General features: G+C 70.2%; 21 protein-coding genes. 8 read left to right on the top strand and 13 right to left on the bottom strand.

Features of this window, described 5'->3' with window-relative positions; translation table 11 throughout:
* The gene (locus MIAR_RS03110; RefSeq protein WP_285631145.1) at window positions 1-1,572 is read right to left on the bottom strand and encodes an FAD-dependent oxidoreductase; all 1,572 of its coding nucleotides are present in this window, start codon (window positions 1,570-1,572) and stop codon (window positions 1-3) included.
* A gap of 135 nt (window positions 1,573-1,707) precedes the next feature.
* On the opposite strand from MIAR_RS03110, the gene MIAR_RS03105 reads away from it, so the two are divergent.
* The gene (locus MIAR_RS03105; protein ID WP_285631143.1) at window positions 1,708-2,628 is read left to right on the top strand and encodes an N-acetylglucosamine kinase; all 921 of its coding nucleotides are present in this window, start codon (window positions 1,708-1,710) and stop codon (window positions 2,626-2,628) included.
* Here the strand turns inward: MIAR_RS03105 and MIAR_RS03100 are convergent.
* From MIAR_RS03100 to idi, 8 genes are read right to left on the bottom strand one after another with little or no spacing between them, the layout of a single operon-like run.
* Window positions 2,615-4,105 carry an SDR family oxidoreductase gene (locus tag MIAR_RS03100; protein ID WP_285631141.1) on the bottom strand — a complete coding sequence of 497 codons (1,491 nt, stop codon included), beginning with the start codon at window positions 4,103-4,105 and terminating at the stop codon, window positions 2,615-2,617. The genes MIAR_RS03105 and MIAR_RS03100 overlap by 14 nt on opposite strands.
* The gene (locus MIAR_RS03095) at window positions 4,102-4,992 is read right to left on the bottom strand and encodes a prenyltransferase (protein WP_285631139.1); all 891 of its coding nucleotides are present in this window, start codon (window positions 4,990-4,992) and stop codon (window positions 4,102-4,104) included. Before MIAR_RS03095 ends, MIAR_RS03100 begins: the two co-directional genes overlap by 4 nt.
* Window positions 4,985-5,320, bottom strand: coding sequence for a lycopene cyclase domain-containing protein (locus MIAR_RS03090; RefSeq protein ID WP_285631136.1), 336 nt, complete (start codon window positions 5,318-5,320; stop codon window positions 4,985-4,987). The genes MIAR_RS03095 and MIAR_RS03090 overlap by 8 nt, the downstream gene beginning before the upstream one ends.
* Window positions 5,317-5,640, bottom strand: coding sequence for a lycopene cyclase domain-containing protein (locus tag MIAR_RS03085; protein WP_285631133.1), 324 nt, complete (start codon window positions 5,638-5,640; stop codon window positions 5,317-5,319). Before MIAR_RS03085 ends, MIAR_RS03090 begins: the two co-directional genes overlap by 4 nt.
* Window positions 5,637-7,205, bottom strand: a complete 1,569-nt coding sequence (crtI, locus tag MIAR_RS03080; protein ID WP_285631130.1) for a phytoene desaturase family protein — start codon at window positions 7,203-7,205, stop codon at window positions 5,637-5,639. Before crtI ends, MIAR_RS03085 begins: the two co-directional genes overlap by 4 nt.
* Complete coding sequence (locus MIAR_RS03075) at window positions 7,202-8,080, bottom strand: phytoene/squalene synthase family protein (RefSeq protein ID WP_285631128.1); 879 nt, start codon at window positions 8,078-8,080, stop codon at window positions 7,202-7,204. The genes crtI and MIAR_RS03075 overlap by 4 nt, the downstream gene beginning before the upstream one ends.
* Complete coding sequence (locus MIAR_RS03070; protein WP_285631125.1) at window positions 8,077-9,141, bottom strand: polyprenyl synthetase family protein; 1,065 nt, start codon at window positions 9,139-9,141, stop codon at window positions 8,077-8,079. Before MIAR_RS03070 ends, MIAR_RS03075 begins: the two co-directional genes overlap by 4 nt.
* The gene (idi, locus tag MIAR_RS03065) at window positions 9,134-9,694 is read right to left on the bottom strand and encodes an isopentenyl-diphosphate Delta-isomerase (RefSeq protein ID WP_285631121.1); all 561 of its coding nucleotides are present in this window, start codon (window positions 9,692-9,694) and stop codon (window positions 9,134-9,136) included. The genes MIAR_RS03070 and idi overlap by 8 nt, the downstream gene beginning before the upstream one ends.
* A gap of 79 nt (window positions 9,695-9,773) precedes the next feature.
* Here idi and MIAR_RS03060 point away from each other — a divergent pair, with 79 nt between their 5' ends.
* The 6 genes from MIAR_RS03060 to MIAR_RS03035 all read left to right on the top strand — a co-directional run bounded on the left by MIAR_RS03060 (window position 9,774) and on the right by MIAR_RS03035 (window position 20,641).
* Window positions 9,774-10,307, top strand: a complete 534-nt coding sequence (locus MIAR_RS03060) for a MarR family winged helix-turn-helix transcriptional regulator (protein WP_285631118.1) — start codon at window positions 9,774-9,776, stop codon at window positions 10,305-10,307.
* A gap of 53 nt (window positions 10,308-10,360) precedes the next feature.
* The gene (argG, locus tag MIAR_RS03055; protein ID WP_285631115.1) at window positions 10,361-11,791 is read left to right on the top strand and encodes an argininosuccinate synthase; all 1,431 of its coding nucleotides are present in this window, start codon (window positions 10,361-10,363) and stop codon (window positions 11,789-11,791) included.
* A gap of 247 nt (window positions 11,792-12,038) precedes the next feature.
* Entirely contained in the window at window positions 12,039-12,671 is a 633-nt protein-coding gene (locus MIAR_RS03050; RefSeq protein WP_285631112.1) for a TetR/AcrR family transcriptional regulator, read from the top strand.
* A gap of 41 nt (window positions 12,672-12,712) precedes the next feature.
* Window positions 12,713-15,601: a YhgE/Pip family protein gene (locus tag MIAR_RS03045; protein ID WP_285631109.1), complete on the top strand. Its 2,889-nt coding sequence runs from the start codon at window positions 12,713-12,715 to the stop codon at window positions 15,599-15,601.
* Window positions 15,598-17,778, top strand: coding sequence for a YhgE/Pip family protein (locus MIAR_RS03040; RefSeq protein ID WP_285631106.1), 2,181 nt, complete (start codon window positions 15,598-15,600; stop codon window positions 17,776-17,778). Before MIAR_RS03045 ends, MIAR_RS03040 begins: the two co-directional genes overlap by 4 nt.
* A gap of 166 nt (window positions 17,779-17,944) precedes the next feature.
* Window positions 17,945-20,641 carry a penicillin acylase family protein gene (locus MIAR_RS03035; RefSeq protein ID WP_285631103.1) on the top strand — a complete coding sequence of 899 codons (2,697 nt, stop codon included), beginning with the start codon at window positions 17,945-17,947 and terminating at the stop codon, window positions 20,639-20,641.
* Window positions 20,642-20,644: 3 nt separating this feature from the next.
* Here MIAR_RS03035 and MIAR_RS03030 read toward each other — a convergent pair whose 3' ends face one another.
* Window positions 20,645-21,712 carry a DUF2510 domain-containing protein gene (locus tag MIAR_RS03030; protein WP_285631100.1) on the bottom strand — a complete coding sequence of 356 codons (1,068 nt, stop codon included), beginning with the start codon at window positions 21,710-21,712 and terminating at the stop codon, window positions 20,645-20,647.
* 146 nt (window positions 21,713-21,858) lie between these two features.
* Window positions 21,859-22,737 carry a patatin-like phospholipase family protein gene (locus MIAR_RS03025; protein WP_285631097.1) on the bottom strand — a complete coding sequence of 293 codons (879 nt, stop codon included), beginning with the start codon at window positions 22,735-22,737 and terminating at the stop codon, window positions 21,859-21,861.
* A gap of 111 nt (window positions 22,738-22,848) precedes the next feature.
* Here MIAR_RS03025 and MIAR_RS03020 point away from each other — a divergent pair, with 111 nt between their 5' ends.
* A complete protein-coding gene (locus MIAR_RS03020) occupies window positions 22,849-23,610 on the top strand; it encodes an alpha/beta fold hydrolase (RefSeq protein ID WP_285631094.1) in 762 nt (253 codons plus the stop codon).
* A gap of 12 nt (window positions 23,611-23,622) precedes the next feature.
* Here the strand turns inward: MIAR_RS03020 and mnhG are convergent, their stop codons facing one another.
* Together mnhG and MIAR_RS03010 are read right to left on the bottom strand one after the other, a co-directional pair.
* Window positions 23,623-24,021 carry a monovalent cation/H(+) antiporter subunit G gene (mnhG, locus tag MIAR_RS03015; RefSeq protein WP_285631091.1) on the bottom strand — a complete coding sequence of 133 codons (399 nt, stop codon included), beginning with the start codon at window positions 24,019-24,021 and terminating at the stop codon, window positions 23,623-23,625.
* The gene (locus MIAR_RS03010; RefSeq protein WP_285631877.1) at window positions 24,018-24,263 is read right to left on the bottom strand and encodes an MrpF/PhaF family protein; all 246 of its coding nucleotides are present in this window, start codon (window positions 24,261-24,263) and stop codon (window positions 24,018-24,020) included. Before MIAR_RS03010 ends, mnhG begins: the two co-directional genes overlap by 4 nt.
* Window positions 24,264-24,273: the final 10 nt, after the last annotated feature.

Here is a 24,273-nt window from a genome sequence, read left to right as displayed (position 1 = left end):
TCAGCGAGCGTCCGCCGCGTCAGGAGGATCCGGGTTCTCGTCCGGGTCCTCCACGGGCTCATGCGCGTCGCCGGGCAGTTCCGGTTCGTCGATCGCGTGCAGATCCTCGACCGCCGGCCCCTCCAGCAGCCGGCCCTGCGCGTCGAAGCGGGACCCGTGCAGCGGACAGTCCCAGCTGCGCTCCGCGCTGTTCCAGGTGACGATGCCGCCGAGGTGCGTGCACACGGCGGACAGGCGGCAGGTGGTGCCGTCCACGGTCGAGACCGCGGTGGGCTCCATGTCGTACGCCCCGACGGCGCCCTCGCCCTCGACGGGCGGATCCTCCGGCAGCGGATGCAGGCCGGACGCCACCCAGCCGGAGGCGAGCCGGCCCGCCACCTGGGCGTTCGCCGCGACGCCGTGGGCGACATCCTTCGGCAGGGTCACCCGATGATGCAGCGTCTTCGCCCACGGGATACTGCCGCCCAGGACGTCCGCGGCGATGCTCAGGGCCGCGGCGACGGCGTTCGTCATCCCCCACTTGTTGTACCCGGTCGCCAGGGCGACGCGATGCCCGGTGCGCGGCATCCACCCGACGAACGGCACGAGGTTCATCGACTCGTAGTCCTGCGCCGACCAGGCGTGCGTGCGCTCGGCGCCCGGGAACCTCTGCCGCGTCCAGTCCTCCAGGTCGTCGGCGAGCCGCCGGGTGTCGTCCTCACGACCGACCGTGTGCCCGTTGCCGCCGACGAGCAGCAGCTCCTCCCCGCCGACCGGGGCCGTGCGCAGGGAGCGGCCCGGCGTGTCGATGGAGAGGTACATGCCGTGCGGGAGTCCGCCGCCCGGAACCCGGTACGCCTGCGCGTAGGAGCGCGACGGCTTCAGCTTGGCGAAGTACAGGCCGCGGTCGAGGATCGGCGTGCCCGTGGCGAGCACCACGGTCGTCGCGTGCACATCACCGAGCGGCGTGATCACGCGGCACGTGTCGCCCGTGTCGACGTCCTTCACCCGCACGCCCTCCACGATCACCGCGCCGCGGGAGCGCAGATCGGCGGCGAGCGCGTGCAGCACGTCCATCGGGTCGAACTGCGCCTGATCCGGCAGCCGCAGGGCCCCATGGGTCTCGAAGGGGAGGCCGGTCTCGGTCACCCGCTCGACATCGAGTCCCGCATCCCGGCACGCCTCGAACTCCTCATCCAGCAGCTCCGTCCCCTCCGATGAGCCGGCGTAGGTGAACGCGTCACGGCGCTGCACCTCGACATCGTGCTCGTCGAGGTAGCGCAGCATCCAGTCGCGGCCCTCCCGGTTCGCATCGACGTACGCCTGCAGCACCCGCCTCGAGCCACGGGAGCGGATGCCCGACAGCACGCCGCCCTGCAGCAGACTCAGCTTCGCGGTGCTGTGGCCCGTCGTGACCGCGCCGATCGAGCGGGCCTCGAGCACGGCCACGGCGAGCCCCGCTCTGGCCAGCAGCAGTGCGGTGGTCAGGCCGGTGAGTCCCGCCCCGACGACGACCGCGTCGTAGCGGGCATCCGGATCGAATGCATCCGAGGGAACGGGTTCGCGCTGGGTGTCGAGCCACAGTGATGCCACAGGAGCCTCCTTCACGGGACGGAGCTCAAGTACACCGCGCTCCGCGCCGAACCCATCGGGGCTTGACTTCGGCGGACATCCCACCCAGTCGATGTCCTACGCTGGCACGGGGCCCGCCACGGAGAGGACACGTCTTTGTCACAGGAACAGCGCGCGCTGCTCGCGATCGACGCCGGGCAGACCGGCATCAAGACCCGCCTGATCCGTGCCGACGGCACGGCGACGGATGCGCTGTTCTCCGGTGTGCTCACCGATCGACCACTGCTGCCGCAGCTGGCCGAGGTCGTGGCTTCCGCCGGCGGTTCCCCCGACACCATCACCTTCGGAGTCTCCGGACTCACGGACGCGGATGCCGAGGCATCCGCGCTGCTCACGCATCCCGCACTCGCCGGCGTGCGCCGCGTGGTCGTGACGCACGATTCGGTCACCTCGTTCCTGGGCGTGCTGGGCGACAGGTACGGCGCCGTGGTCGCGGCAGGCACCGGGGTGGTCACTCTCGGCGTCGGCCCCGAGCACTCCACCCGCGTCGACGGCTGGGGCTACATCATGGGAGACGCCGGCAGCGGGTACTGGATCGGGCGCTCCGCGCTGGATGCCGTGATGCGCGCGCACGATGGGCGCGGTCCCGCCACCGCGCTGACCGCCGTGGTGCAGGACCGCTGGCCGGACCTCGACTCCGCGTACACCGCGCTGCAGGCATCCGAGGATCGCGTGCGCACGGTGGCATCCTTCGCCGCGCCCACCGCGCTGCTCGCCGCCACCGGCGACGAGGTCGCGGCCGGCATCTGCCGCGCGGCGGCGACCGAACTGGCCCTGGCCGTGACGACCGCGCTGCGCGTGACCGATGCCCCGGACGACGCCGCCGTCGGAGCCGTCGGCGGCGTGTTCGGCTCGGACCTGATCCGCGCGGCATTCGCCGATGCGGTGCGCGCCGCGCGCCCGGACGCCCGTTTCGTGCCTCCTGCCGGCTCGGGCCTCGACGGCGCCGTCTCCCTCGCGGGGCTCGGGGGGCAGCATCCGCTCCGCGAGCGCTTCGCGGACCTCAGCCGGGGCTGAGACTCGGTGCGGCTGCTTCGCTGCGCTCGGCCTCGTGCAGGATGCTGCGCGCCATGCCGTTGAAGATGATGCCGTGGAAGGGCAGCAGCACCAGCCAGTAGAGGCGGCCGCTGAGTCCCTTCGGGAAGTAGATCGCCCGCTGACGGTACACGCTGCCGCCGGCAGGGTCGGGCTCCACTCCCAGCTCCAGCCAGCCGCGGCCGGGCATCCTCATCTCCGCGCGCAGCCGCAGCATCCGTCCCCGCTCCACCGACTCCACGCGCCACACGTCGATGACGTCTCCGCTGTTCACGCGGGACGGATGCCTGCGGCCGCGGCGCATCCCCACCCCGCCGACGAGACGGTCGATCCACCCTCTGGCCGCCCACGCCAGAGGGAACGAGTGCCAGCCCCTCTCCCCGCCGATCGCCTCGATCACACGCCAGATGGAGTCCGGCGAGGTGCCGCTCCTGCGTTCGCGAAGGTCGGTGAAGACGGTGTGGCCGGCCCAGTCCGGGTCGCTCGGCAGCGGATCGCTCGGCGCACCGGGCACGGTCGCGCTCTGCCAGCTGGTCTCGACCTCGCCGTCGGCCTCGCGCCGCAGAGCGAGCCGCACGGCGGTGCGGTACGGCAGCAGCCCCTCCTCGGGCGGCGGGATGACCTCGTCGATGTCGTGCTCGCTCATGATGCAGTCGTTCTGCAGCGAGGCGATGATCGGCACCGCGATCTGGCGCGGGATGGGGCTGACCAGGCTGACCCACTGCGACGCGAGCCAGGGGGTCAGCACGGGCAGCGCGGCGATGTGCCGCTGCGGCAGACCCGCTTCGACCGCGTATCCGTTCATCATCTGCCCGTATCGCAGGATGTCGGGTCCGCCGATGTCGAACGTCCGGTTCAGGTCTCCCGGCGCATCCACCGACCGCACGAGGTACCGCAGCACGTCGCGCACGGCGATCGGCTGCACCCTGTTCCGCACCCAGCGGGGCGCGGGCATGTACGGCAGCACCTCCGTCAGATGCCGGATCATCTCGAACGACGCCGAGCCGGAGCCGATCACGATCCCCGCCTGGAAGACGATCGCCGGCACCGGCGCATCCAGCAGCACCTGCCCCACCTCCGCCCGCGAGGCGAGATGCTCCGACAGCCGGCCGCTGCGAGGGTGCAGGCCGCCCAGGTAGACGACGCGGCGCACGCCGGACGCGGCGGCGGCATCCGCGAAGGTCTCCGCGCCCTGCCTCTCGACGCTGCGGAATCCACGGCCCGAGCTCATCGAGTGGACCAGGTGAAAGGCGACCTCGATGCCGGCCATGGCGCGCCGCGCGGCGATCGGATCCCCCAGGTCTCCCGAGAAGACCTTCACCCGGCCGCGCCACGGCACATCGCGCAGCTTCCATGCGGAGCGCACGAAGACGCTCACCTCATGACCGGCGTCCAGCAGCTGGGGGACCAGCCGACCGCCGATGTAACCGGTGGCACCGGTGACGAGTACTCGGGTCATGCGAACAGCCCTTCCATGGCGCACAGGATCAGCAGCATCGTCACCGCGAAGCCGACCGCGTAGTTGATCGCGAGGAACCGGCGCCAGGCCCGGTTGGCCGAACCGGAATGCGCGTCGTCCACGCCGGCGAAGGGGGCGACGATCACGATGTACGGCACGGCGGCGAGCGCCGCCAGCGACGCCGGCCACGGCGCGAACAGCATGAGCACTCCGGCGAGCGCCCACAGCAGGATCGCGATCCGCACCGTCCTGGCGGCGCCGAGCACCGTCGCGATGGAGCCGATCCCGGCCTCGCGATCGGGAACGATGTCCTGCACCGCGCCGAACGCGTGACTGGCCATGCCCCAGCAGAAGAACGCGACCATCGTGAGGATCAGTGGCGGTGTCAGGGTCGTGCCGGCGAGCGCGAAGGCGTACAGCGCCGGGGTGACGAAGTGCGTGCTCGAGGTGAGCGAGTCGAGGACCGGGATCTCCTTGAAGCGCAGCCGCGGCACCGAGTAGGCGAGCACCGCGAACACGCTGATCGCGAGCACGAGCCATGACAGCGGGCGCTGCGCGCCGAGCACCACCAGCACCACGGCGAAGACGGCCATGAGCACCGCCGACGACCACAGCGTGATCGGATGCAGTGCCGGAGGCAGCTTGGCACCCTCGGCGCCGCCCTTGCGGGGGTTGGCGAGATCCGACTCGTAGTCGAACACATCGTTCACGCCGTACATCGTGAGGTTGTACGGCACCAGGAAGAACAGCGTGCCGATCACGAGTGCCGTGTCGACCCGCCCTGTGGTGAGGAAGTACGCGGCGGCGAAGGGGAAGGCGGTGTTGATCCAGCTCAGCGGCCGCGAGGCGACGAACAGCGTGCGCACGACGGAGGGGCGATCAGGCATCGGAGTGTCCTCCCGGTGCGCGCGCGGCATCCAGCAGCTGCCAGACACCGCTGAGCAGCAGCGCTCCCGCGATCGGGTACAGCAGGTCCTCGACCGGCATCAGCGCGATGCGCGCGCCCGAGATGCCGTCCTCGCGATAGTCGAAGAGACCCGCCGCGATCATGATGTTGTCGAACACGGTGGTGAGGACCAGCAGCACGGCCGTGCTCGCACCCCACGCGGACAGATACCGCCGCAGGTCATCCCGGCGTCGCGCATGCGCCGCGCCGATCCCGAACAGGACGAGCGCCGCGAACACGAAGGGCGTCGACAGGAGCAGATAGGTCATCGCCGGTCCCTGCTCTCGCTCCAGCGCCGCCACCCGCTCAGCAGGATCAGCGTCAGATAGCTGAGGAAGAGCAGGAACAGCAGCTCCTCGACCGGGAACTCCGGCGCCAGCAGCACTCCGCTCGCCCACCGTGAATCGACGTGACGGAACACTCCGAGGGCGATGCCCGCGGCATCCCAGGCGAGGAAGAAGGCCAGTCCCACGGCCAGCGCGATCGCCGTCGCGACCGGCCGCCGGCGCAGCACCAGCCCGAAGCGCAGGTCGAGCAGCACCAGGCACGCCCCGCTGAGCAGGAGTGCGACTGCGTACACGAGACTCATCGCACCTCCGACGGGCCAGCGGAGTGATCGCCCCTGATGTGCTTGAGCACGAGCTCGGCGCTGATCAGGCACATCGGCAGGCCGACCCCCGGAACCGACGTCGCACCGGCGTAGAACAGCCCTGACACCCTGCGCGAGCGTGTGACGCCGCGCAGGAACGCGCTCTGCCTCAGGGTGTGGGCCGGTCCCAGCGCACTGCCCCGGAACGTGTTGAAGTCCGACTCGAAGTCGGCGGGTCCTATCGTGCGCCGCACGATGATCCTCGACTCCAGATCGGGGATGCCCGCCCAGCGCCCGATCTGCGCCACCGCGGCATCCGCGATCGCCGTGACCCTCGGGTCGCCGGCACGCCCCGTGCCGCCATGGCCGATCGCCGGGTCGGGCGGCAGGGGCACCAGCACGAAGACGTTCTCCGCATCGGCGGGCGCCACCGAGTCGTCGGTCGCGCTGGGTTTGCAGACGTAGATCGACGGCGGGCGGGGCACCCGCGGGGTCGCACCGAAGATCGCATCGAAGTTCTCGCGCCAGTCGTCCGAGAAGAGCAGCGTGTGGTGGGGCAGCTGCGGGATCTTCCCGCGGATGCCGAGCAGCACCAGCACCGCGCTCGGACCGGTCACCTGCCGGCGCCACCGACCGGGCCGGTAGGACCGGTCCTCGGGGGCCAGCAGCGCGGTCTCGGTGTGATGCTCGTCGATCGCGGAGACGATGATGTCGGCATCCAGCCGCTGCGTCCGGCCGTCCTGCTCGAACTCGACGGCGCGCGCACGCCCCTGCTCGCTGACGATCCGCACGACGTCGCTGCCGGTGCGGATCTCGACGCCCGCGTCCGTCGCCAGCGCGGCCAGCGACGCCACGAACGCGCGGAATCCGCCCAGGGGGTACCGCACGCCGTCGACGAGATCCATATGGCTCATCAGGTGGTAGAGCGCCGGGGCGTCGAACGGCGAGGTGCCCAGGAACACGGCGGGGTAGCCGAGGATCTTGCGCAGCATCGGATCGCCGAAGCGCCGGGCGATGAACGACCACAGCGAGCGCGTGAGCAGCGGAACGACGGCGGGCGCCGCGGCCAGCACCGCCGGGGAGGTGAAGCTGCGCCAGGAGGAGAACGGGTTGTAGAGGAACGAGGAGACCGCTGCACGGTAGGTGCGCGTCGCGGATGCCAGGTAGCGGCGCACCCGATCTCCCGACCCGGGCTCGCGCCCCTCGAACAGGGCGGCGACGCGGTCGGCACCGGCCGGGACATCGATCGCCGCGGTGGCGCCTTCGGGTGCGTCTTCGGATGCCTCGCTGTAGACGCGGTAGCCCGGTTCGAGCGGCACCAGGTCGAGCTGCTCGGCGGTGTCGGTGCCCATCATCCGGTAGAAGTGGTCGAACACCTCCGGCATCAGGTACCAGGACGGACCGGTGTCGAAGGCGAAGCCGTCCTGCTCCCACGCCCCCGCACGTCCGCCGAGCTCACCGCTCCTCTCGAGCAGAGTGACGCTGTGTCCGTCGCGGGCGAGCAGGCATGCGGTCGCGAGTCCGCTCACTCCCCCGCCGATGACGACGACCCGGGACGCGCTCATCGTGACGCCTTCATGGCCAGCGCCCGCACGAGGATGCCCGCCTTGACCGTGTCGGGCACGCGGACGCGCGTGACCGCGAGCACCTCCGCCGGCGTCGCGGCGATGCGGTCGGTGAGCTCTCGGAACATGGCCTGCGCGGCCCACACCGAGGCGCGTGCGGCGCGGTCGAGCAGTGGCACGGCGCGGTCGGCGACGTGCAGGTCGGCTCTGATCGACGCGACGATCCGATTCTTCGCCTCCTCGGTGAGTCCGTCGGCGGTCTCGGCGAAGTACGTGCGGCCGAGCTCTCCGCGGTCGTCGGCGTAGTCCCGCAGGAAGTTGACCTTCTGGAACGCGGCCCCCAGTCGCCGCGCCCCCTCCTGCAGGACGCGGTTCTCCTCGTCGCTGCGGGACGGGGCTCCTCCCCGGATGCGGCGCGACTCGAACACCGCCAGGCACATGAGTCCGACGACCTCAGCGGAGCCGTGGATGTACTCGTCCAATGCGGCGGCATCCCACGTCCCCTCGCCGAGATCCCGCCGCATCGATGCGAAGAACGGGGCGCTCAGGTCGGTCCCGAAGCCGTGCTCTCGCGCGGTCAGGGCGAAGGCGTGCACCACCAGGTTCGCGCTGAAGCCGATCCGCAGCGCGCGTCCGGTCTCGGCCTCCAGCTCGTCGAGCAGCGTCTGGCGCATCCGGGTGTCCAGCCCGGCCGTCTCGGCAGGCCCGTCGACCAGCTCGTCCGCCAGGCGCACCAGGGCGTAGATGCGGGCGATGTGCTCTCGCACCGGGGGGTCGAACAGACGGCTGGCCCAGTTGAACGACGTCGAGTAGCGGCGGATGACGACGGCGGCGCTCGCCTGGGCCGTCTCGTTGTAGAGATCCAGACCGTTCACGAGATCCTCGAGACGCAGGCCGTTGTCAGGGCGAGGAGCTGCTCACGGAGCGCCTCGGGCAGCCCGGATGCCCGGACCAGCCGGTCCACCTCGTCGCAGCGCTCCGCGATCATCGACTCGACGAAGATGGTCGCCCCGGACTCCTCGATCACGCTCCGGATGAGCTGAGCGTCGCCCACGCTGAGGTCGGGGTCTCCGAAGAGCGCACTGACGGCGGCCCACGCCGGATCGGACCGGGCATAGGCGACCAGCAGCGTCTCCTTGCCCGCGCGCAGGTCGCTGAGCGCCGATTTGCCCGTCCGGCCCTCATCGCCGAACAGCCCGAGCACGTCGTCTCGCAGCTGGTAGACGACCCCGATCCGGCGGGCGATGGTGCTCAGCTCGGCGATCAGGTCCCGGCCCGCGCCGGCGAGGATCGCCGCGAGCAGCAGCGGTGCGGCGAAGGAGTAGGACGCCGTCTTCCGATCGGCCATCTCCAGCACCTCCTGCGGCGAGATCTCCTCCAGGTGCAGGCTCAGCCAGACGTCGTCGTGCTCGCCCGCCGCGCTCTCGAACACGGCGTCGTCGAACACGTCGAGGATCGCCTCGCGCTGCTCCTGGGCGACGTCCAGTCGCGCGAGGAGGGAGTGCGCCGCCGTCAGGACGAGGTCGCCGGCGAGAAGCGAGGACGCCTCGCCCCACGCGCGTGCGGCCTCCGGCGATGCGCCGCGGACGACCGCGTCGGCCGCGAACCGTCCGGTGATGTTCATCTCACCGCGCCGCACCAGATCGCGGTCGATCACGTCGTCGTGGATGACGAGGGCGAGGTGCAGGAGCTCCATCGCGCACGCCGCATCCAGGGCGCTTCGCCGGTCGGCGCCACCGAGTGCCTCGTACGCGTCCATCAGCATGCGCGGTCGGATCCGCTTGCCGCCCGCGGCCATCCTCGCCAGCGATTCCCACAGCTCCGTGTATGGCGCGGAGAACGCGCGCGACCGCTCCGCGTACCTGATGAGGATCTCGCTCAGTCGCGCTTCGAACACGTCGGTGCGAGGTCCGAGATCGGCGGCGGGCTCAGGCATGATGCCTCGCCGTGGCCTCGAGGAGGTGAGGCGCGAGGGCGGGAAGATGGGCGACCAGCCATGGGCTGAAAGCCCAGGGCGCCGCGGAGGTGGCGGCGCTCAGCTTGCCCACCGTCGTCCACTCCACCTCGTCCACCTCGTCGGGATGCGGGACGAGCGGGCTCACCACCTCCGCGATGAAGACCGGGCAGTGCTCGTTCTCCTGGATGCCCGATGCATCGCGGGCCGTGTAGCCGAAGTCGGGCAGGATGCACGTGACCGCCCTGATCTCCGCGCCGAGCTCGAACCAGGCGCGGCGGCGCACCGCATCCTCCATGGCCTCGCCCGGGAGCGGATGCCCGCACAGGGCGTTCGTCCACACGCCGGGCCACGTGGCCTTGACCAGCGCGCGCCTGGTCACGAGCAGCCGGCCGCGCCTGTCGACGAGATGACAGGAGAACGCCAGATGACGCGGCGTCGACGTGCCGTGCACGCTCCGCTTCGGCATCTCGCCGATCGGTGCACCGCCCTCGTCCACGAGAACGACCATCTCCTCCACCTCGTCACCGTCCATTTCGTTAGCCAGGAAAGAGTTATGCCGAGCGTAACAGCTAGAATGAATCGACGCACGCGCCGGGATGGAATCGCACAGAATGGCACTCATGCACTACTTCTCGCCGGACTCCGACCTGATCGACCGCTCAGGCATGTCCCAGGACGAGGTCGACTCGTGCTTCCGCGTGCTCGAGGCGCTGCGACGATGGCAGACCGCCGCACGGGAGCTGTCCGAGGCGTCCAAGCGCTACATGAAGCTCAACGAGAGCGACATGCGGGCGATCCGGATGATCATCCGCGCGACAGAGCAGGGCATCCTCGTCACGCCCAAGGACATCGCGCACGAGGTGGGCATCTCGAGCGCATCGACCACGAAGCTCGTCGACCGCCTCGTCGACGGCGGGCACCTCATCCGGGCCCCTCATCCGTCGGACAGGCGGACGATGTGCCTGCGGGTGACCGAGAGCACCCGCCGGTCGGCGCACGACACGATCGGCCGGCAGCACGCCAGACGGTTCACCGCCGTGGCATCCCTCCCCGCCGCCGACCGCGAGGCCGTCGTCCGCTTCCTCTCCGCCATGACGGACGCGGACTCCCCGCAGGGCGAGCTGGCGGCGCACTCCGGACGGTGAGGGCTCCGCAACCCGCACGGGGCCACCCGCGACACGCCGATAGACTTGAGCGCATGTCCAAGGTGCTCCAGTCCCTCCCCGTCGGCGAAAAGGTCGGCATCGCGTTCTCCGGTGGTCTCGACACCTCCGTCGCCGTCGCGTGGATGCGCGAGAAGGGCGCGATCCCCTTCACCTACACCGGCGACCTGGGCCAGTACGACGAGAGCGACATCGCCTCGATCCCCGGCCGCGCGCTGGAGTACGGCGCCGAGGCGTCGCGCCTGGTCGACGCGAAGACCGCCCTGGTCGAGGAGGGCTTCGTCGCCCTGTCCTGCGGTGCGTTCCACATCCGCTCCGGCGGCAAGACGTACTTCAACACCACCCCTCTGGGCCGCGCCGTCACCGGCACGCTGCTCGTGCGCGCCATGCGCGAGGACGGGGTGGACATCTGGGGCGACGGCTCCACCTACAAGGGCAACGACATCGAGCGGTTCTACCGCTACGGCCTGCTCGCCAACCCGCGTCTGCGCATCTACAAGCCGTGGCTCGACGCCGACTTCGTCACCGAGCTCGGCGGCCGGCAGGAGATGAGCGAGTGGCTCGTCGAGCGCGGCTTCCCGTACCGCGACTCGGCCGAGAAGGCGTACTCCACGGATGCCAACATCTGGGGCGCCACGCACGAGGCGAAGACGCTCGAGCACCTGAACGTCTCGCTCGAGACCGTCGACCCGATCATGGGCGTGAAGTACTGGGACGAGTCGGTCTCGATCCCCACCGAGGACATCACGGTCACGTTCGAGGGCGGCCGCCCGGTCGCCATCAACGGCGTCGAGTACAGCGACCCGGTGGCCCTGGTCATGGAGGCCAACACGATCGGCGGCCGTCACGGTCTGGGCATGAGCGACCAGATCGAGAACCGCATCATCGAGGCCAAGTCGCGCGGCATCTACGAGGCCCCGGGCATGGCGCTGCTGTTCATCGCCTACGAGCGCCTGGTCAACGGCATCCTGAACGAGGACACCCTCGCCACGTACCACGAGCAGGGACGCCGCCTCGGCCGACTGATGTACGAGGGCCGGTGGCTGGAGCCGCAGTCGCTCATGCTGCGCGAGTCGATCCAGCGCTGGGTGGGCCTGACGATCTCCGGTTCGGTCACCATCCGCCTGCGTCGCGGCGACGACTGGACCATCCTGGACACCGTCTCGCCGAACCTGTCGTACGGCCCCGAGAAGCTCTCGATGGAGCGCGTGGGCGATGCCGCCTTCGGCCCGGTGGACCGTATCGGCCAGCTCACCATGCGCAACCTCGACATCGCCGACTCGCGCTCGCGCCTGGAGCAGTACGCGGGGCTCGGCCTGGTCGGCGGCGCCACCGGCGAGCTCGTCGGCAAGGTCACCGCGGGCGGCGCGAACGAGATCGCCGCCTCCGAGACCGCCGACGAGGAGCTCGCGGAGGCCGTGGATGCGGCATCCGAGGGCGCAGCCTTCGACTCCGGCACCGACTGACACACCTTTCCGACGCCCCCGGTGCCCTCCGACGGCGCCGGGGGCTTCGTCGTATCCGCGCCCGATCTGCGGACGCCGGCCCGATCCGCCGCCGAAATGACGGCATCCCTCCGCAGATCGGGTCATCGTCAGCAGATCGGGCGGCATCGCCCCGACCCAGCGGATGCCGCGGGGCGGACGGTGCCGGATGCTGTGAGTCCCCCGAATCAACTTGCACACTACTGTGCAAGTTATGTACTCTGGATGCATGACCACCCGTGCGCCCCGAGCCGACGCGCTGGCGAACCGTGCCGGCATCCTGGATGCCGCCCGCACGGCTCTGGCCACCGATCCGCACGCCTCCGTCGACGTGATCGCACGCAGCGCCGGGCTGTCCCGCCGCACCCTGTACGGCCACTTCGACGATCGCGACGCTCTCATCCGCGAGCTGATCTCGACCGGCGCCCAGCGCTTCAACGCCATCGCGGAGTCGATCTCCGATGCCGACGCCCGGCTCGCCCTCGCCCGACTGGCCGCGCGCCTGTGGCAGGAGGCCGCACATGTCCAGTTCGCGGCGGCGCTCGCCCTGGACGAAGCCCACGTCGAGCACACCGCCGACGCGCTCGCACCTCTCCGCCGCGCCGTCGCCGATCTGGTGCGCCGCGGGCAGGACGACGGCAGCTTCCGCACCGACCTCGCAGCTCCCACCCTCGCCCGCCTCATCGAGGAGATGGCGCGCACGGTGGTGGCCCGCACGGATGCGTCGAGCGCGGGCGCCGCAAACCTCGCCGTGCGCACTGTGCTGAGCATCGCCGGTCTCTCCTGGCGCGAAGCGGATGCCCTGCTCGCCGCCCACCCCGACATCGCCCTCGCCTCGATTGCTGCGGAGCCCGCCGCGTGAGCCCCTATGCTCGGAATGCCGCTGGCCTGCCGGGAGGTGCGATGCCCAACGCGTGGAGCGTGTTCCGCCGCGATCTCGGCCGCCTCGCACGTGTCAGCAAGGCGTGGATCATCATCATCGGCGTCATCGTCACCCCGTCGCTGTACGCGTGGTTCAACATCGTCGCGTTCTGGGACCCCTACTCGAACACCCAGCACGTCAGCGTCGCGATCGTCAACCAGGACGACGGCGCGTCCTCCGACCTCACCGGCAGCATCGACGTGGGCGGGGAGCTGGTGGATCAGCTCGAGAAGAACGACCAGCTCGGCTGGGAGTTCCTCGACGAGGACGAGGCGATGGATGCCGTGCGCAGCGGCCGCAGCTATGCCGCGATCATCATCCCCCCGGACTTCAGTCGCGACTTCCTCAGCATCACCACCGGCGATTTCATCCGGCCCGAGCTGAAGTACTACGTCAACGAGAAGGCGAACGCGATCGCGCCGAAGATCACCGACGTCGGCGCCTCCACCCTCGACAACCAGATCAACGGCACCTTCGTGTCGGTGGTCTCGAAGGCGGTCACCGAGCAGCTGAAGGGCGTCGGAGCGGATGTCGAGGATCGCCTCGGCGACGCGCGCGACAGCTCGGTCGCTGCGCTCGACGACGCCGTCGCGAAGGTCTCCGCCGCGCGCGGGCGCATCACCGAGCTGCAGAGCGGGCTGACGGATGCCCAGAGCCGGCTCGACAGCGCGGCGGGCACCCTGGGCCGGGTAGACAAGACGCTCGGCAAGGTGCAGACCGCGGTCGCGCAGGCGCAGTCCCTCGCCGCCGAGGCCCAGCAGGAGCTGCTCACGGTCACCGACAAGGTGACCTCCGCATACGTGTCGGGCGCCACGCTCATCGCCGACGCCTCGTCGAAGATGAACGCCTCGATCGCGACGCTGTCGGCGGGGCTCCAGCAGGCGAACGTGGCGGTCGGCACCGCGATCGACGACCTGTCGGCGGTTGTCAAGGCGAACGGTGCCGCGCTCGACGAGCTGCAGTCCGTGCTGGACCAGACCGACCCCGGCTCCGAGGCCGCGCAGAAGCTCCGCCAGGCCATCGACGACCTGAAGCAGCGCAATGCCGACGACCAGCAGGTGCTCGACCAGCTGAAGACGCTGAACGGCGACGTCACGAACACGATCGGATCGGTCAGGACCGCGGCCGACAAGGTGAATGCCGCGACCTCCCAGGCGGCCACCTCGGCCGGAGCCATCCGCGACGCGCTGACGAAGAGCGTCCCCGAGCTCAACCGCGCGATGTCCGCGCTGTCGGCCAGCGCGGACGGATTCTCGGCGGCTCTCGGTGCGCAGCGCTCCCAGATCACGCAGGCGCAGAACCTGCTGGCGGGGCTGAAGACCCAGCTGGCCTCGACGACCACGGCGCTCGGCGCACTGGACGGCAACCTCGCCACGGCGGAGTCCGGCCTGAGCGGCGTGCGCACGGACGTGCTGGCGCTCAGCGCCGCCGACATCTGGAACCGGCTGAGCACCATCACCGGGCTCGACCCCGAGCAGATCGCGAACTTCATGGCCTCACCCGTCGAGGTGCACGAGAACGCGATGTTCCCGACCAAGGCGTACGGCTCGGCGATGGCCGCGCTGTTCACGAACCTCACCCTCTGGATCGGCGCGTTCGTGCTGATGGTGATCTTCCGTCTCGAGGTCGACACCGAGGGTGTCGAGGGCGTCACCGTGCGGCAGGCCTACCTCGGCCGCTGGATGCTGTTTGCCGCGATCGGCGTGTGCCAGGCCGTGCTCGTCTCGGTGGGCAACCTGTTCATCGGCGTGCAGACCGCGAACGCCTTCGCTTTCGTGGGCACCAGCGTGCTCATCGGCCTGGCGTACCTCAGCATCATCTATGCGCTCTCGGTGTGCTTCGGCTACGTGGGCAAGGGCCTGTGCATCCTGCTGGTGATCTTCCAGATCCCCGGGGCATCCGGCCTGTACCCGATCGAGATGATGCCGGACTTCTTCCGCGGGCTCTACCCGTTCCTGCCGTTCACCTACGGAATCGATGCCCTGCGCGAGACCATCAGCGGCTTCTACGACGGCGCCTGGTGGCGGGCCATGGGAACGCTGGCGATCTACGTCGTGCTGGCGTTCGCGCTCGGGCTGTTCCTGCGCCGCCGGCTCGGCAACTTCGCCCTGCTGTTCAACCGCAGGCTGTCGGAGAGCCAGCTGCTGGTGAGCGAGGACGTGCAGATCACCGGTCGCCGTCACACACCGCAGATCATCCGCGCCCTGACCGACGGCGACGGCTACCGCGCCCAGGTCGCGGAGCGCGCACGCAGGTTCACCGAGCGGTACTCCACCCGGCTGCGGCTGACCCTGATCGTCGGCGCCGCGGTGATGGCCGTGATCGGCGTCGCCGCCTGGCTGCTGCCGGGCGCCAAGGCGACCATGCTCGGCCTGTGGGCGCTGTGGTGCCTGATCCTGATCGCGTTCCTCGTCGCGTTGGAGTACATCAAGCAGAGCATCGAGCAGGCGGCCGAGCTGGGTGAGATGCCGGATGCCGAGCTGCGCCAGGCGCTGATCGACGAGACCGCCGGCGACGGCGTGCTGCTCGCGGGTGCCGGGACGTCCGTCGCGTCGGCGGGCGGGACGGATGCCGTGCGCACCGCGGTGCTCGAGCGGACGGACGTCACCACCGAGACGGACGACGACGAGACGGACGACGACGACACCGCCGTGCTGGACGAGCTGTTCGGCCCGGATGCCGAGACGGACGCCGATGTCGAGGCAGAAGCCGACGTCGAGACGGAACCGGATCCCGCGGATGCCGAGGCGGTCGACGCCCCCGAAGACGCCGCCGCGCAGCATCCGGAGCCCGACGACACACCACCGCACGACACATCACCGCACGACGCTGAAGACCACGACGCCCAGGAAGGAGGGGAGCGCGCATGAGGAACATCCTGCAGGTGCTCCGCTTCGATCTGCGCCGTGCCACGAGCAGCGTCATGGCCGTGATCGTGCTCTTCGGCCTGGTCGTGATCCCCTCGCTGTTCACGTGGTTCAACGTGATCGCCAGCTGGAACCCGTTCGACAACACCAAGAACCTCAAGGTCGCCGTCGCCAGCACCGACGAGGGGTATCAGAGCGACCTCGTGCCGATCCGCCTGAACGTGGGCGACCAGGTGCTCTCCACACTCCGCGCGAACCACGACCTGGACTGGGTGTTCACCTCGAAGGACGACGCGATCGACGGCACCCGATCGGGCGCGTACTACGCCGCGATCGTGCTGCCGCCGACGTTCAGCACCGACATGATGACCTTCTACTCGAACGGCGCCGAGCGCACCCGCATCGAGTACTACACGAACGAGAAGAAGAACGCGCTGGCCCCGAAGATCACGGGACAGGGCGCCGGCGAGGTCGCCACGACCATCAACGAGGCGTTCACGTCCACGCTCAGCGAGGCGGGCCTCGGCATCATCACGTCGCTGTCCAAGTACCTCGACGATGCCGACACCCAGGCCGCGCTGTCCCGTCTGCAGGCCCACGTCGGCGAGGTGGCCGCGCAGCTGCGCGCGGGTGCGTCGACCGCCGACATGTTCACCGCGCTGATCGCGTCGAGCCGTCCTCTTGTCGACAGCGCCTCGGGGCTGGCATCCGCTTCCGGCGATGCCCTGCGCAGCGCCACCGGCGCGCTGGGCGACGGCAAGCAGGCCGCGAAGTCGCTGAAGCAGACGCTCGCCTCGACCACCTCCGCGCTCGGCGACGCGCTCTCCGGCACGGCCGACAGCTATCAGGCGGTCGCCGACAGCGTCGATGACGTGTTCGCGTCGATGAACGCGCAGGCGACGAGCTCGGCCGAGTCTCTGCGCGCCGTCGCGACCCGGGTGCAGACGCAGGTCGATCAGCATCAGAGGCTGCGCGACGACCTGGTGACCACCGTGCGTCCCCTGCTCCCGGAGAGCACCCTGGACGCGTTCGATGCCGCCGTGTCGCGGATCGACGCCGCCATCGCCCGTGAGCAGGCCCTGCAGGACCGGCTGGAGGAGGGCGCCACGCAGATCGCCGACGGCAACGCCGACAGCCAGGCCATGCACGCCGAGATCTCCCGGCTGATCGCCGAGGCGAAGGCGGCCGTACAGGATGCCCGCAGCGCATACACGGGGAGCCTGCAGCCCAAGCTCGACGCCCTCGCCGGCACGCTCGCCTCGATCGGCCGCGATATCGACGCGATCGGCGGCGAGCTCTCCTCCGCCGCGAAGTCGCTCACCGGGTCGGGGTCGCTGGGCACTGCGCTGACGGATACAGAGGGGCTGACCAGCGGGATCTCGCAGTCGCTCTCCGAGACCGCCGACCGCTTCGACGAGCTGGATGCCGCGCTGACCAAGGCCATCGACACGGGCGACCTGAGCGAGCTCAGCAAGGTGATCGGCTCCGACCCGAAGGCCCTCGCCACGTTCATCGCCGAGCCCGTCGAGCTGACGCGGGTGCCGGTGTACTCGGTCGTGAGCTTCGGCGCCGCGATGACGCCGCTGTACACCGTGCTCGCCCTGTGGGTCGGGGCGCTGCTCACCGCGGTCTCGATCCGCGTCGATCCGCCGCAGGGCGAGGGCTCTCCGCTTCCGCCGCTCTCCCCCGCCGAGACCTACCTCGGCCGTTTCGGGATCTTCGCGATCGTGGGCCTCCTGCAGAGCTCGCTGGTGTGCATGGGCAGCATCCTGTTCACGCAGGTGCAGCCGCAGCATCCGCTCCTGCTGCTCCTGGCCGGCTGGGTCAGCTCCCTGGTGTTCATGCTGATCATCTACACGTTCGTGGTGACGTTCGGCAACGCGGGCAAGGCGCTGGCGGTGCTGCTGCTGGTCATCCAGATCTCCGGCTCCGGCGGCGCGTATCCGCTGCAGGTGCTGCCGCAGTGGTTCCAGAACATCAGCCCGTTCCTGCCCGCCACGCACGCGGTGAACGCGATGCGCTCGGCGATCGCCGGCATCTACCGAAACGACTGGATCTCGCTGGGCTTCCTGGCTCTGTTCGCCGTTCCGGCGCTGCTGCTCGGTCTGGCGCTGCGCCTGCCGTTCATCCACGCCAACCAGAAGATGCTGCAGGCGCTGCACTCCACCAAGCTCATGTGAGTCCTGACCAGGAGATTGTCGGACCGAGTGCAGATATTCCGCGCTCGGAACCCCGCGCCGACATCATCCGAACGAGTGGATAGGATGCCGGGGTGCGCGTCACCCGAGACGCGCACCCGGACTCCGTGACACGGGGTCCCACGATCCACTCCTGGGGAACCCGCCGATGACGACAGACACCACGACCGCACCCCGCCGATCGATCGGCGGCCGGATCGGCCGCATCGCCTTCGTCGTGCTGGCATCCCTGCTGGTCATCGCCACCGCCGCCGCCTTCTTCCTGGTCTGGACCATCCAGCGCTCCTTCCCCGAGACCTCCGGCGAGCTCAGCGTGAAGGGGCTCGAGAAGAACGTCACCGTGCAGCGCGACGCCCTCGGCATCCCCACGATCACCGCATCGTCCACCGACGACCTCTTCTTCGCCCAGGGTTTCACTCACGCGCAGGACCGGTTCTTCGAGATGGACTTCCGGCGGCACGTCACCTCGGGCCGCGTCGCGGAGATGTTCGGGGCATCGCAGGTCCCCACCGACAAGTTCCTGCGCACGCTGGGCTGGCGGAAGGTCGCCGAGCAGGAGGTCAAGGCGCTCGACGACACCACCCGCGGCTACTACGAGGCGTACGCGGCCGGAGTGAACGCCTACCTGGCATCGCGCTCGGGCGCGGATCTGTCGCTGGAGTACGCGGTGCTCGGCGTGCAGAACCCGAACTACAGGCCAGAGCCCTGGCAGCCCGCCGACTCGGTGGCGTGGCTGAAGGCGATGGCATGGGACCTGCGCACCAACATCGGGGACGAGACCGACCGTGCGCTGCTCGCGGCGCAGCTGAGCGAGGCCGGCGAATCGGATGCCGATGCCAAGACGCTCATCGACCGCGTGTACCCGGCGTATCCGTTCGAGCAGAACCCCGTGATCGTTCCGAAGATCTCCACCGTCGAACCGCTGGCGGCGAATGCCGACGACGAGGGCGGCACGGCCCCGGCATCCTTCTCGACGAAGCCGGGCACTGGCACCGACGTGTCCGACGCCGTGACGACCGTCTCCGACGCGATCAGCACCGTGCAGTGGCAGCAGGCCGACAGCGTGATCGAGGCGGCGAGCATGCTGCTGGGTCCGGTGGGCGAGGGCATCGGCTCCAACTCCTGGGTCGTCTCCGGCGACCTCACCGCGAGCGGCAAGCCCCTTCTCGCGAACGACCCGCACCTGGGCGCCGCGCTCCCCTCGGTCTGGTACCAGATGCAGCTGAAGTGCTCCACCGTCAGCTCGTCGTGCCCGTTCGACACGGCCGGATTCTCCTTCTCGGGCCTGCCCGGGATCGTGATCGGACACAACGAGAAGATCGCCTGGGGCTTCACCAACCTCACCACCGACGTGGCCGACCTGTACATCGAGAAGGTGCAGGGAGACCAGTACTGGCGCGACGGCGCGCTGCAGCCGATCGAGGTCGAGAAGGACGTGATCAAGGTCGCGGGTGGCGAGGACGTGCCGCTCACCATCCGGCGCACCGTGCACGGCCCGATCATCTCCGGCCTCACGGACGACTTCACGGCGATCGCCGGCGCGCCCGTGGTCGGAACGGGCAAGGGCTCGGGTGAGGGCGTGCTGCCGCTGGCGGACAGGCCCGAGATCCCGCAGGGCGACGCGGCCGTCAGCATCCGCTGGACCGCCCTCGACCCGGGAACCACGGCGAAGGCGATCTTCGCGCTCGACACCGCGAAGGACTTCACCGACTTCCGTCGCGCGGCATCCCTGTTCGACGTGCCCGCGCAGAACCTCATCTACGCGGACAAGAAGGGGAACATCGGCTATCAGGCTCCCGGCCGGCTGCCGATCCGCGGCGCCGGTGACGGCTGGCTGCCGCAGCCCGGCTGGGACAGCGCGTACGACTGGACCGGGTTCATCCCCTTCGAGGACCTGCCGGTGTCGTACAACCCGAGTGACGGCTACATCGTCACGGCGAACAACGCGATCGTCACCGACGACTACCCGTACTTCCTGTCACGGGACTGGGACTACGGCTACCGCGCGGCGCGCATCGCGCACCTGATCGAGCGGAAGGCGGCCGCGGCTCCCCTGAAGCCGCAGGATCTGCGCGACATCCAGATGGACGACGAGATGTGGATCGGCAAGCAGCTCGCCGTGGCGATGGCCGACGTGAAGGTCGACGGTGACGGCCCGAAGGCCGCGGTCGGCCTGCTGCGGACCTGGGATGCCCAGAACCGCGCCGACTCGCCCGCCGCGGCCTACGCCAACGTGCTGTGGTCGAACCTGGTGCGCAACGTCTTCATCGACCGCGAGGTGCCGCTGCCCACGGGCGATCAGGGGCGGCTGTTCACGGTGGTGGGTGCCATGCTGGACGACCCCTCCGATCCGCTGTGGACCAACGACAGGCTGAAGGCCGACGGGATGGACGCCGTGCTCGCGCTCTCCGCGAAGCAGGCGTACGCCGAACTGTCGAAGCTGCAGGGCGATGACGTGACCCGCTGGAACTGGGGATCGTTGCACGCTCTGACGCTGACGAGCTCCACGCTCGGTTCATCGGGCATCGCGCCGATCGAGATGCTCTTCAACCGCGGCCCGTACCCGGTCAGCGGCGGCTCGTCGCTGGTGAACGCCACGGGCTGGAAGGTGGGCGAGTCGTACGCGACCACCACCGTGCCGTCCATGCGCATGGTGGTCGACCTCGCCGACTTCGACGACTCGAGCTGGATCCATCTCACCGGCGCCAGCGGCCATGCGTTCAACGAGCACTACACGGACCAGACCGAGGACTGGGCGGACGGCGTCCAGCAGCCCTGGGCGTTCACGAAGAAGGCCGTCGCGAAGGCGACCGTCGACACCCTGGTGCTGAAGCCGGCCGGCTGAGCGTCAGCGCTGCGTGGGCGGCTTCGCCGGCAGGATCAGTGCGTAGCGGCGGGCGTACACGCTGATCAGCAGGATCAGGGCGATGAAGATGAACGCACCGCCCAGGACTGCGAGCGCGATGCCGGCATCGGACTCCTCGGTCGTGTTCGCCAGCACGATGCCTCCGACCAAACTGAGCAGTCCCAGCCCGCCGATAACCGCGCACGTGATCATCGAGGCGCGGAACGCCCGCGGAGCGAAGTGCGTCGGGCGCACGCGGCCCCGATCCAGCACGTAGTGCGCCCAGCGCGTTCCCGTCCACCAGCGCAGCACCGCGCCGGTGACGACGTACCAGCCGGCTCCGGCGGCATCCGCCTCACCGGGGAACGGACGCAGCTCGGCGTCCACCGACGGGGCGGTCGTGGGCGGCGGCACCCGGCGACGTGCGTGATCGCGACCCGCACCGATGAACCACACGATCGAGACGGCGAACCACACGACGGACAGTGCGCCCATCCCGGGATTCAGCAGTCCCATCAGCAGGTTCATCAGGCCGATGAGCGCGAACATCCCGCCGAGCACCCAGCCCATGCTCGGGGGCTCGACGGCGTATGCATCGGCGCGCGGCCGGCCGTTCTTGAGCTTGTAGGCGGTCCAGTCCACGCCGTTCCACCAGCGCAGTTGCCCGGCCGGCGGGAATGCGTACCAGCCCATCGGCGGGGTGATCACCTGCGCCGCCGCGGACTGCGGGTGGATGGTGGGCTGCGGCGCAGGGGCGAACTGCGGCGCGGCGGCGAACGGGGCGCCGGGGGTTGCGGACGGGGCGCCGGGGGTTGCGGACGGGGCGCCGGGGGTTGCGAACGGGGCGCCGGGCGCCGCGAACTGCGGATGCTGCGCCGCGGGGGCCTGCGGGATCGCGGGCGTCTGTGGGATCGCGGGGGCCTGCGGGATAACAGGCGCCTGCTGAACCGGAGGCGTCTGCGGCGCCAGCGGCGCGGCCACCTCGCGCTCGTACGCGGTCCACTGCAGTCCGTCCCACCAGCGCTCACGCCCGGGAACCCCGGCCGGATACCATCCCGGCTGCGCCGCCATGCTCGTCCTCTCCGGATCGGCCGAGCGGCCTCCCCCTGCGCTCGATCGTACAAGCCCGCGCGCCCCCGGATTCGTCGCGATGGAGTCCTCCACGACGCGTCGACGCCCCGCCAGTCACGGACACCGCGCGTCTGAAACCGAAGCGGTCACGCCCAGAGGGCGCGGATCCGATCTGCGAGCGCCACGCCCTGCTCGTGCCCCGAGCGTGCCGCGGGCGCGCGCAGAGAAGGGTCCATCGCGTTCGCCCCGAACAGCCGCTCGTCCTCCGGGAACACCGTCTCGACGTGGCTTCCGGCGGCGTGCAGAGCCGCGATCTGATCGGCGAGGTGCAGGCCCCACTCCTTCGGCGAGCGCGTGCGCCCGCCGAACGGCGAGAGCACGAGCACACTCTGATACCCCGCCGCCAGATCGGCGTTGTCGGCGTTCGTGCGGTAGCCGCCGTCGATGTACCGGTCCTCGCCGACGCGGTGCGGCAGGCCGCTCGACGTGCTCGCGGCCACGGCATCCGCCAGCGCGACACCGCTGTTCCGGTCGAACAGCACCGGGTCTCCGGAGCGCGCGTCCACCGCGGTGATCACGATCCGTCGTCCCGGCCACTCCTGCGACGGCAGCCGCGAAGCGGCCACCTCACGCCAGCGCTGCGCGGCCGTTCCGTCGTCGGCAGCATCCAGCTCCAGGGCCGAGGCTCCGAGGCGGCGGCGCATGTCGCCGGCATCCGCCGCTGCCGCGATGATCGCGGTCGTGCGCTCGAAGTGGTTCACGCGCGGAGGCCCGTCCGGGCGCCCCGTCGCCGGCCCCGCCGGGAGTCGGGGCTGCACGGGCGCGATGGTCGCCTCGTACAGCTCGCGGGGGTCGCCCGAGACCAGCTGCACGGCGGTCGTCGATCCGGCCGACGTGCCGACGATGAGATCAGCGTCCGTGACGTCGACCCCGCATTCGAGGAGCCCTGCGACGATGCCGATCAGCCAGGCGTTGCCCGCTGAACCCGCGCCGCCCAGGATGAGTGCTCTGGTGTGTGTGCTCATGCGGGGAAGACGCTAGCACGCAGGGGCTGAGACCGTCAGCCCCCTCCGATCGGCATCCGGCCTCGAGCCCCGTGCAACGCGTTCCCGCCGCGTTCCCGGTACCGTGGACGGATGCCGGAACGTCTGCTCGCACCCGAGGGGAGTCGCGTGCAGCTGGGCGAGTTCGACCATGGCGGGGCGACGCTCGTCTTCGAGGATTTCGGATCCGGTGCCCGCCCCGTCGTGCTGCTGCACGGCATCGGCATGGGGCGCAGCGTGTACATCGACCTGGTGCAGCGTCTGGGCGGCCGCGTGATCGGCATCGACCTGCCCGGATTCGGCGAGGCGCCCGAGCCGCGCCGGACGCTCACCATGGAGCGTCACGCCGACCTGGTGGCGGCGTTCCTCCGTTCGCGCGAAGTGGCGGATGCCGTGGTGCTCGGCCACTCGATGGGAAGCCAGGTCGCCGCGGAGGTGGCGGCTCGGCATCCGGACGTCGTCTCCGCGCTGATCCTGGCCGGCCCCACCGTGGACAGCACCGCCCGCACCATCCGGGTGCAGTTCGGCTACCTGCTGCGCGACCTGATCGGCGAGCGGCCCACCGTCCTGTGGCGCGGCGCGCGCGAGTACCTGCGCGGCGGTCCGCACCTGATCCGCAAGATGCGCGCGACCATCGTGCACGAGCCGGAGAAGGCGTACCCGCGTGTGCAGGTGCCGACACTCGTGCTGCGCGGCCAGCGCGACCCGCTCGCGCCGATGACCTGGTGCCATGAGATCGTGGAGCTCGTGCCGGATGCCCGCTTCGAGGAGATCCCCGACCACGGCCACGGCACCCTGATCAGCGACGTCGGCCCGGCGGCCGAGAAGATCCGCGAGTTCGTCGGCGGGCTCTGAGCGCTACGCGCCTCAGCCGGCTGCGGGCGGCGTGGTCTTGGAGTCCGCGTACTCGTCGACGATCAGCCCCTGGTGATCGACCGTGCCGTTGCGGTAGGCCTGTCGGCCCACCATGTGCGCCGACAGCGGAGCCGTGGCGAACTGCAGCAGGATCACCGGGATCACGATGAGAAGGCCCAACAGCATCCCGCCGATGGTGCGCTGCGCGACCGCGATCGCCAGGCAGATCAGTACCAGGCCGAGCACCTGCGGCTTGGTGGCGGCGTGCAGACGGCTCGGCACATCGCGGAAGTGCAGCAGCCCGACGGCGGCCGACAGGCACAGGATCGCGCCGATCAGCACCAGCACCAGCACGATCGCATCCGCGATCGGCTGAGGCAGGGCGATCTCGAGGAACGAGGTCATGGTCATGGTGCCGTGTTGTCCCTCCGTGCGACGTAGCGGGCGACCGCGATCGAGCCGAACACGGCGACGGCCGCGATGATCAGCATGACCGGCACGTTGCGCATGTGCCCGTTGATCGCCATGTCGGCGCCGAGCACGCACATCACCTCGGTGAGCAGCACATCGGATGCCACCGTGCGGTCGAGGATCGACGGGCCGCGCACGATGCGGATCACGCTCAGGATCGCGGCCAGGCCGAACACGACCATGATCGCGATG

This window comes from Microbacterium arabinogalactanolyticum, assembly GCF_030268005.1.
In the GTDB taxonomy this organism is placed as follows: Bacteria; Actinomycetota; Actinomycetes; order Actinomycetales; family Microbacteriaceae; genus Microbacterium; species Microbacterium arabinogalactanolyticum.
This window is presented reverse-complemented; position numbering and strand designations above follow the sequence as displayed.

What these genes read in the sequence shown, in the direction of transcription:
- MIAR_RS03020 (WP_285631094.1), top strand. Translation starts at nt 22,849, where the DNA reads ATGCCGGAACGTCTGCTCGCACCCGAGGGGAGTCGCGTGCAGCTGGGC.
- mnhG (WP_285631091.1), bottom strand. Translation starts at nt 24,021, where the DNA reads ATGACCATGACCTCGTTCCTCGAGATCGCCCTGCCTCAGCCGATCGCG.
- MIAR_RS03070 (WP_285631125.1), bottom strand. Translation starts at nt 9,141, where the DNA reads ATGCCTGAGCCCGCCGCCGATCTCGGACCTCGCACCGACGTGTTCGAA.
- MIAR_RS03085 (WP_285631133.1), bottom strand. Translation starts at nt 5,640, where the DNA reads ATGAGTCTCGTGTACGCAGTCGCACTCCTGCTCAGCGGGGCGTGCCTG.
- MIAR_RS03095 (WP_285631139.1), bottom strand. Translation starts at nt 4,992, where the DNA reads ATGCCTGATCGCCCCTCCGTCGTGCGCACGCTGTTCGTCGCCTCGCGG.
- crtI (WP_285631130.1), bottom strand. Translation starts at nt 7,205, where the DNA reads ATGAGCGCGTCCCGGGTCGTCGTCATCGGCGGGGGAGTGAGCGGACTC.
- MIAR_RS03040 (WP_285631106.1), top strand. Translation starts at nt 15,598, where the DNA reads ATGAGGAACATCCTGCAGGTGCTCCGCTTCGATCTGCGCCGTGCCACG.
- MIAR_RS03010 (WP_285631877.1), bottom strand. Translation starts at nt 24,263, where the DNA reads ATGGTCGTGTTCGGCCTGGCCGCGATCCTGAGCGTGATCCGCATCGTG.
- argG (WP_285631115.1), top strand. Translation starts at nt 10,361, where the DNA reads ATGTCCAAGGTGCTCCAGTCCCTCCCCGTCGGCGAAAAGGTCGGCATC.
- MIAR_RS03035 (WP_285631103.1), top strand. Translation starts at nt 17,945, where the DNA reads ATGACGACAGACACCACGACCGCACCCCGCCGATCGATCGGCGGCCGG.
- MIAR_RS03050 (WP_285631112.1), top strand. Translation starts at nt 12,039, where the DNA reads ATGACCACCCGTGCGCCCCGAGCCGACGCGCTGGCGAACCGTGCCGGC.
- MIAR_RS03090 (WP_285631136.1), bottom strand. Translation starts at nt 5,320, where the DNA reads ATGACCTATCTGCTCCTGTCGACGCCCTTCGTGTTCGCGGCGCTCGTC.
- MIAR_RS03100 (WP_285631141.1), bottom strand. Translation starts at nt 4,105, where the DNA reads ATGACCCGAGTACTCGTCACCGGTGCCACCGGTTACATCGGCGGTCGG.
- MIAR_RS03060 (WP_285631118.1), top strand. Translation starts at nt 9,774, where the DNA reads ATGGCACTCATGCACTACTTCTCGCCGGACTCCGACCTGATCGACCGC.
- idi (WP_285631121.1), bottom strand. Translation starts at nt 9,694, where the DNA reads ATGGACGGTGACGAGGTGGAGGAGATGGTCGTTCTCGTGGACGAGGGC.
- MIAR_RS03045 (WP_285631109.1), top strand. Translation starts at nt 12,713, where the DNA reads ATGCCCAACGCGTGGAGCGTGTTCCGCCGCGATCTCGGCCGCCTCGCA.
- MIAR_RS03030 (WP_285631100.1), bottom strand. Translation starts at nt 21,712, where the DNA reads ATGGCGGCGCAGCCGGGATGGTATCCGGCCGGGGTTCCCGGGCGTGAG.
- MIAR_RS03025 (WP_285631097.1), bottom strand. Translation starts at nt 22,737, where the DNA reads ATGAGCACACACACCAGAGCACTCATCCTGGGCGGCGCGGGTTCAGCG.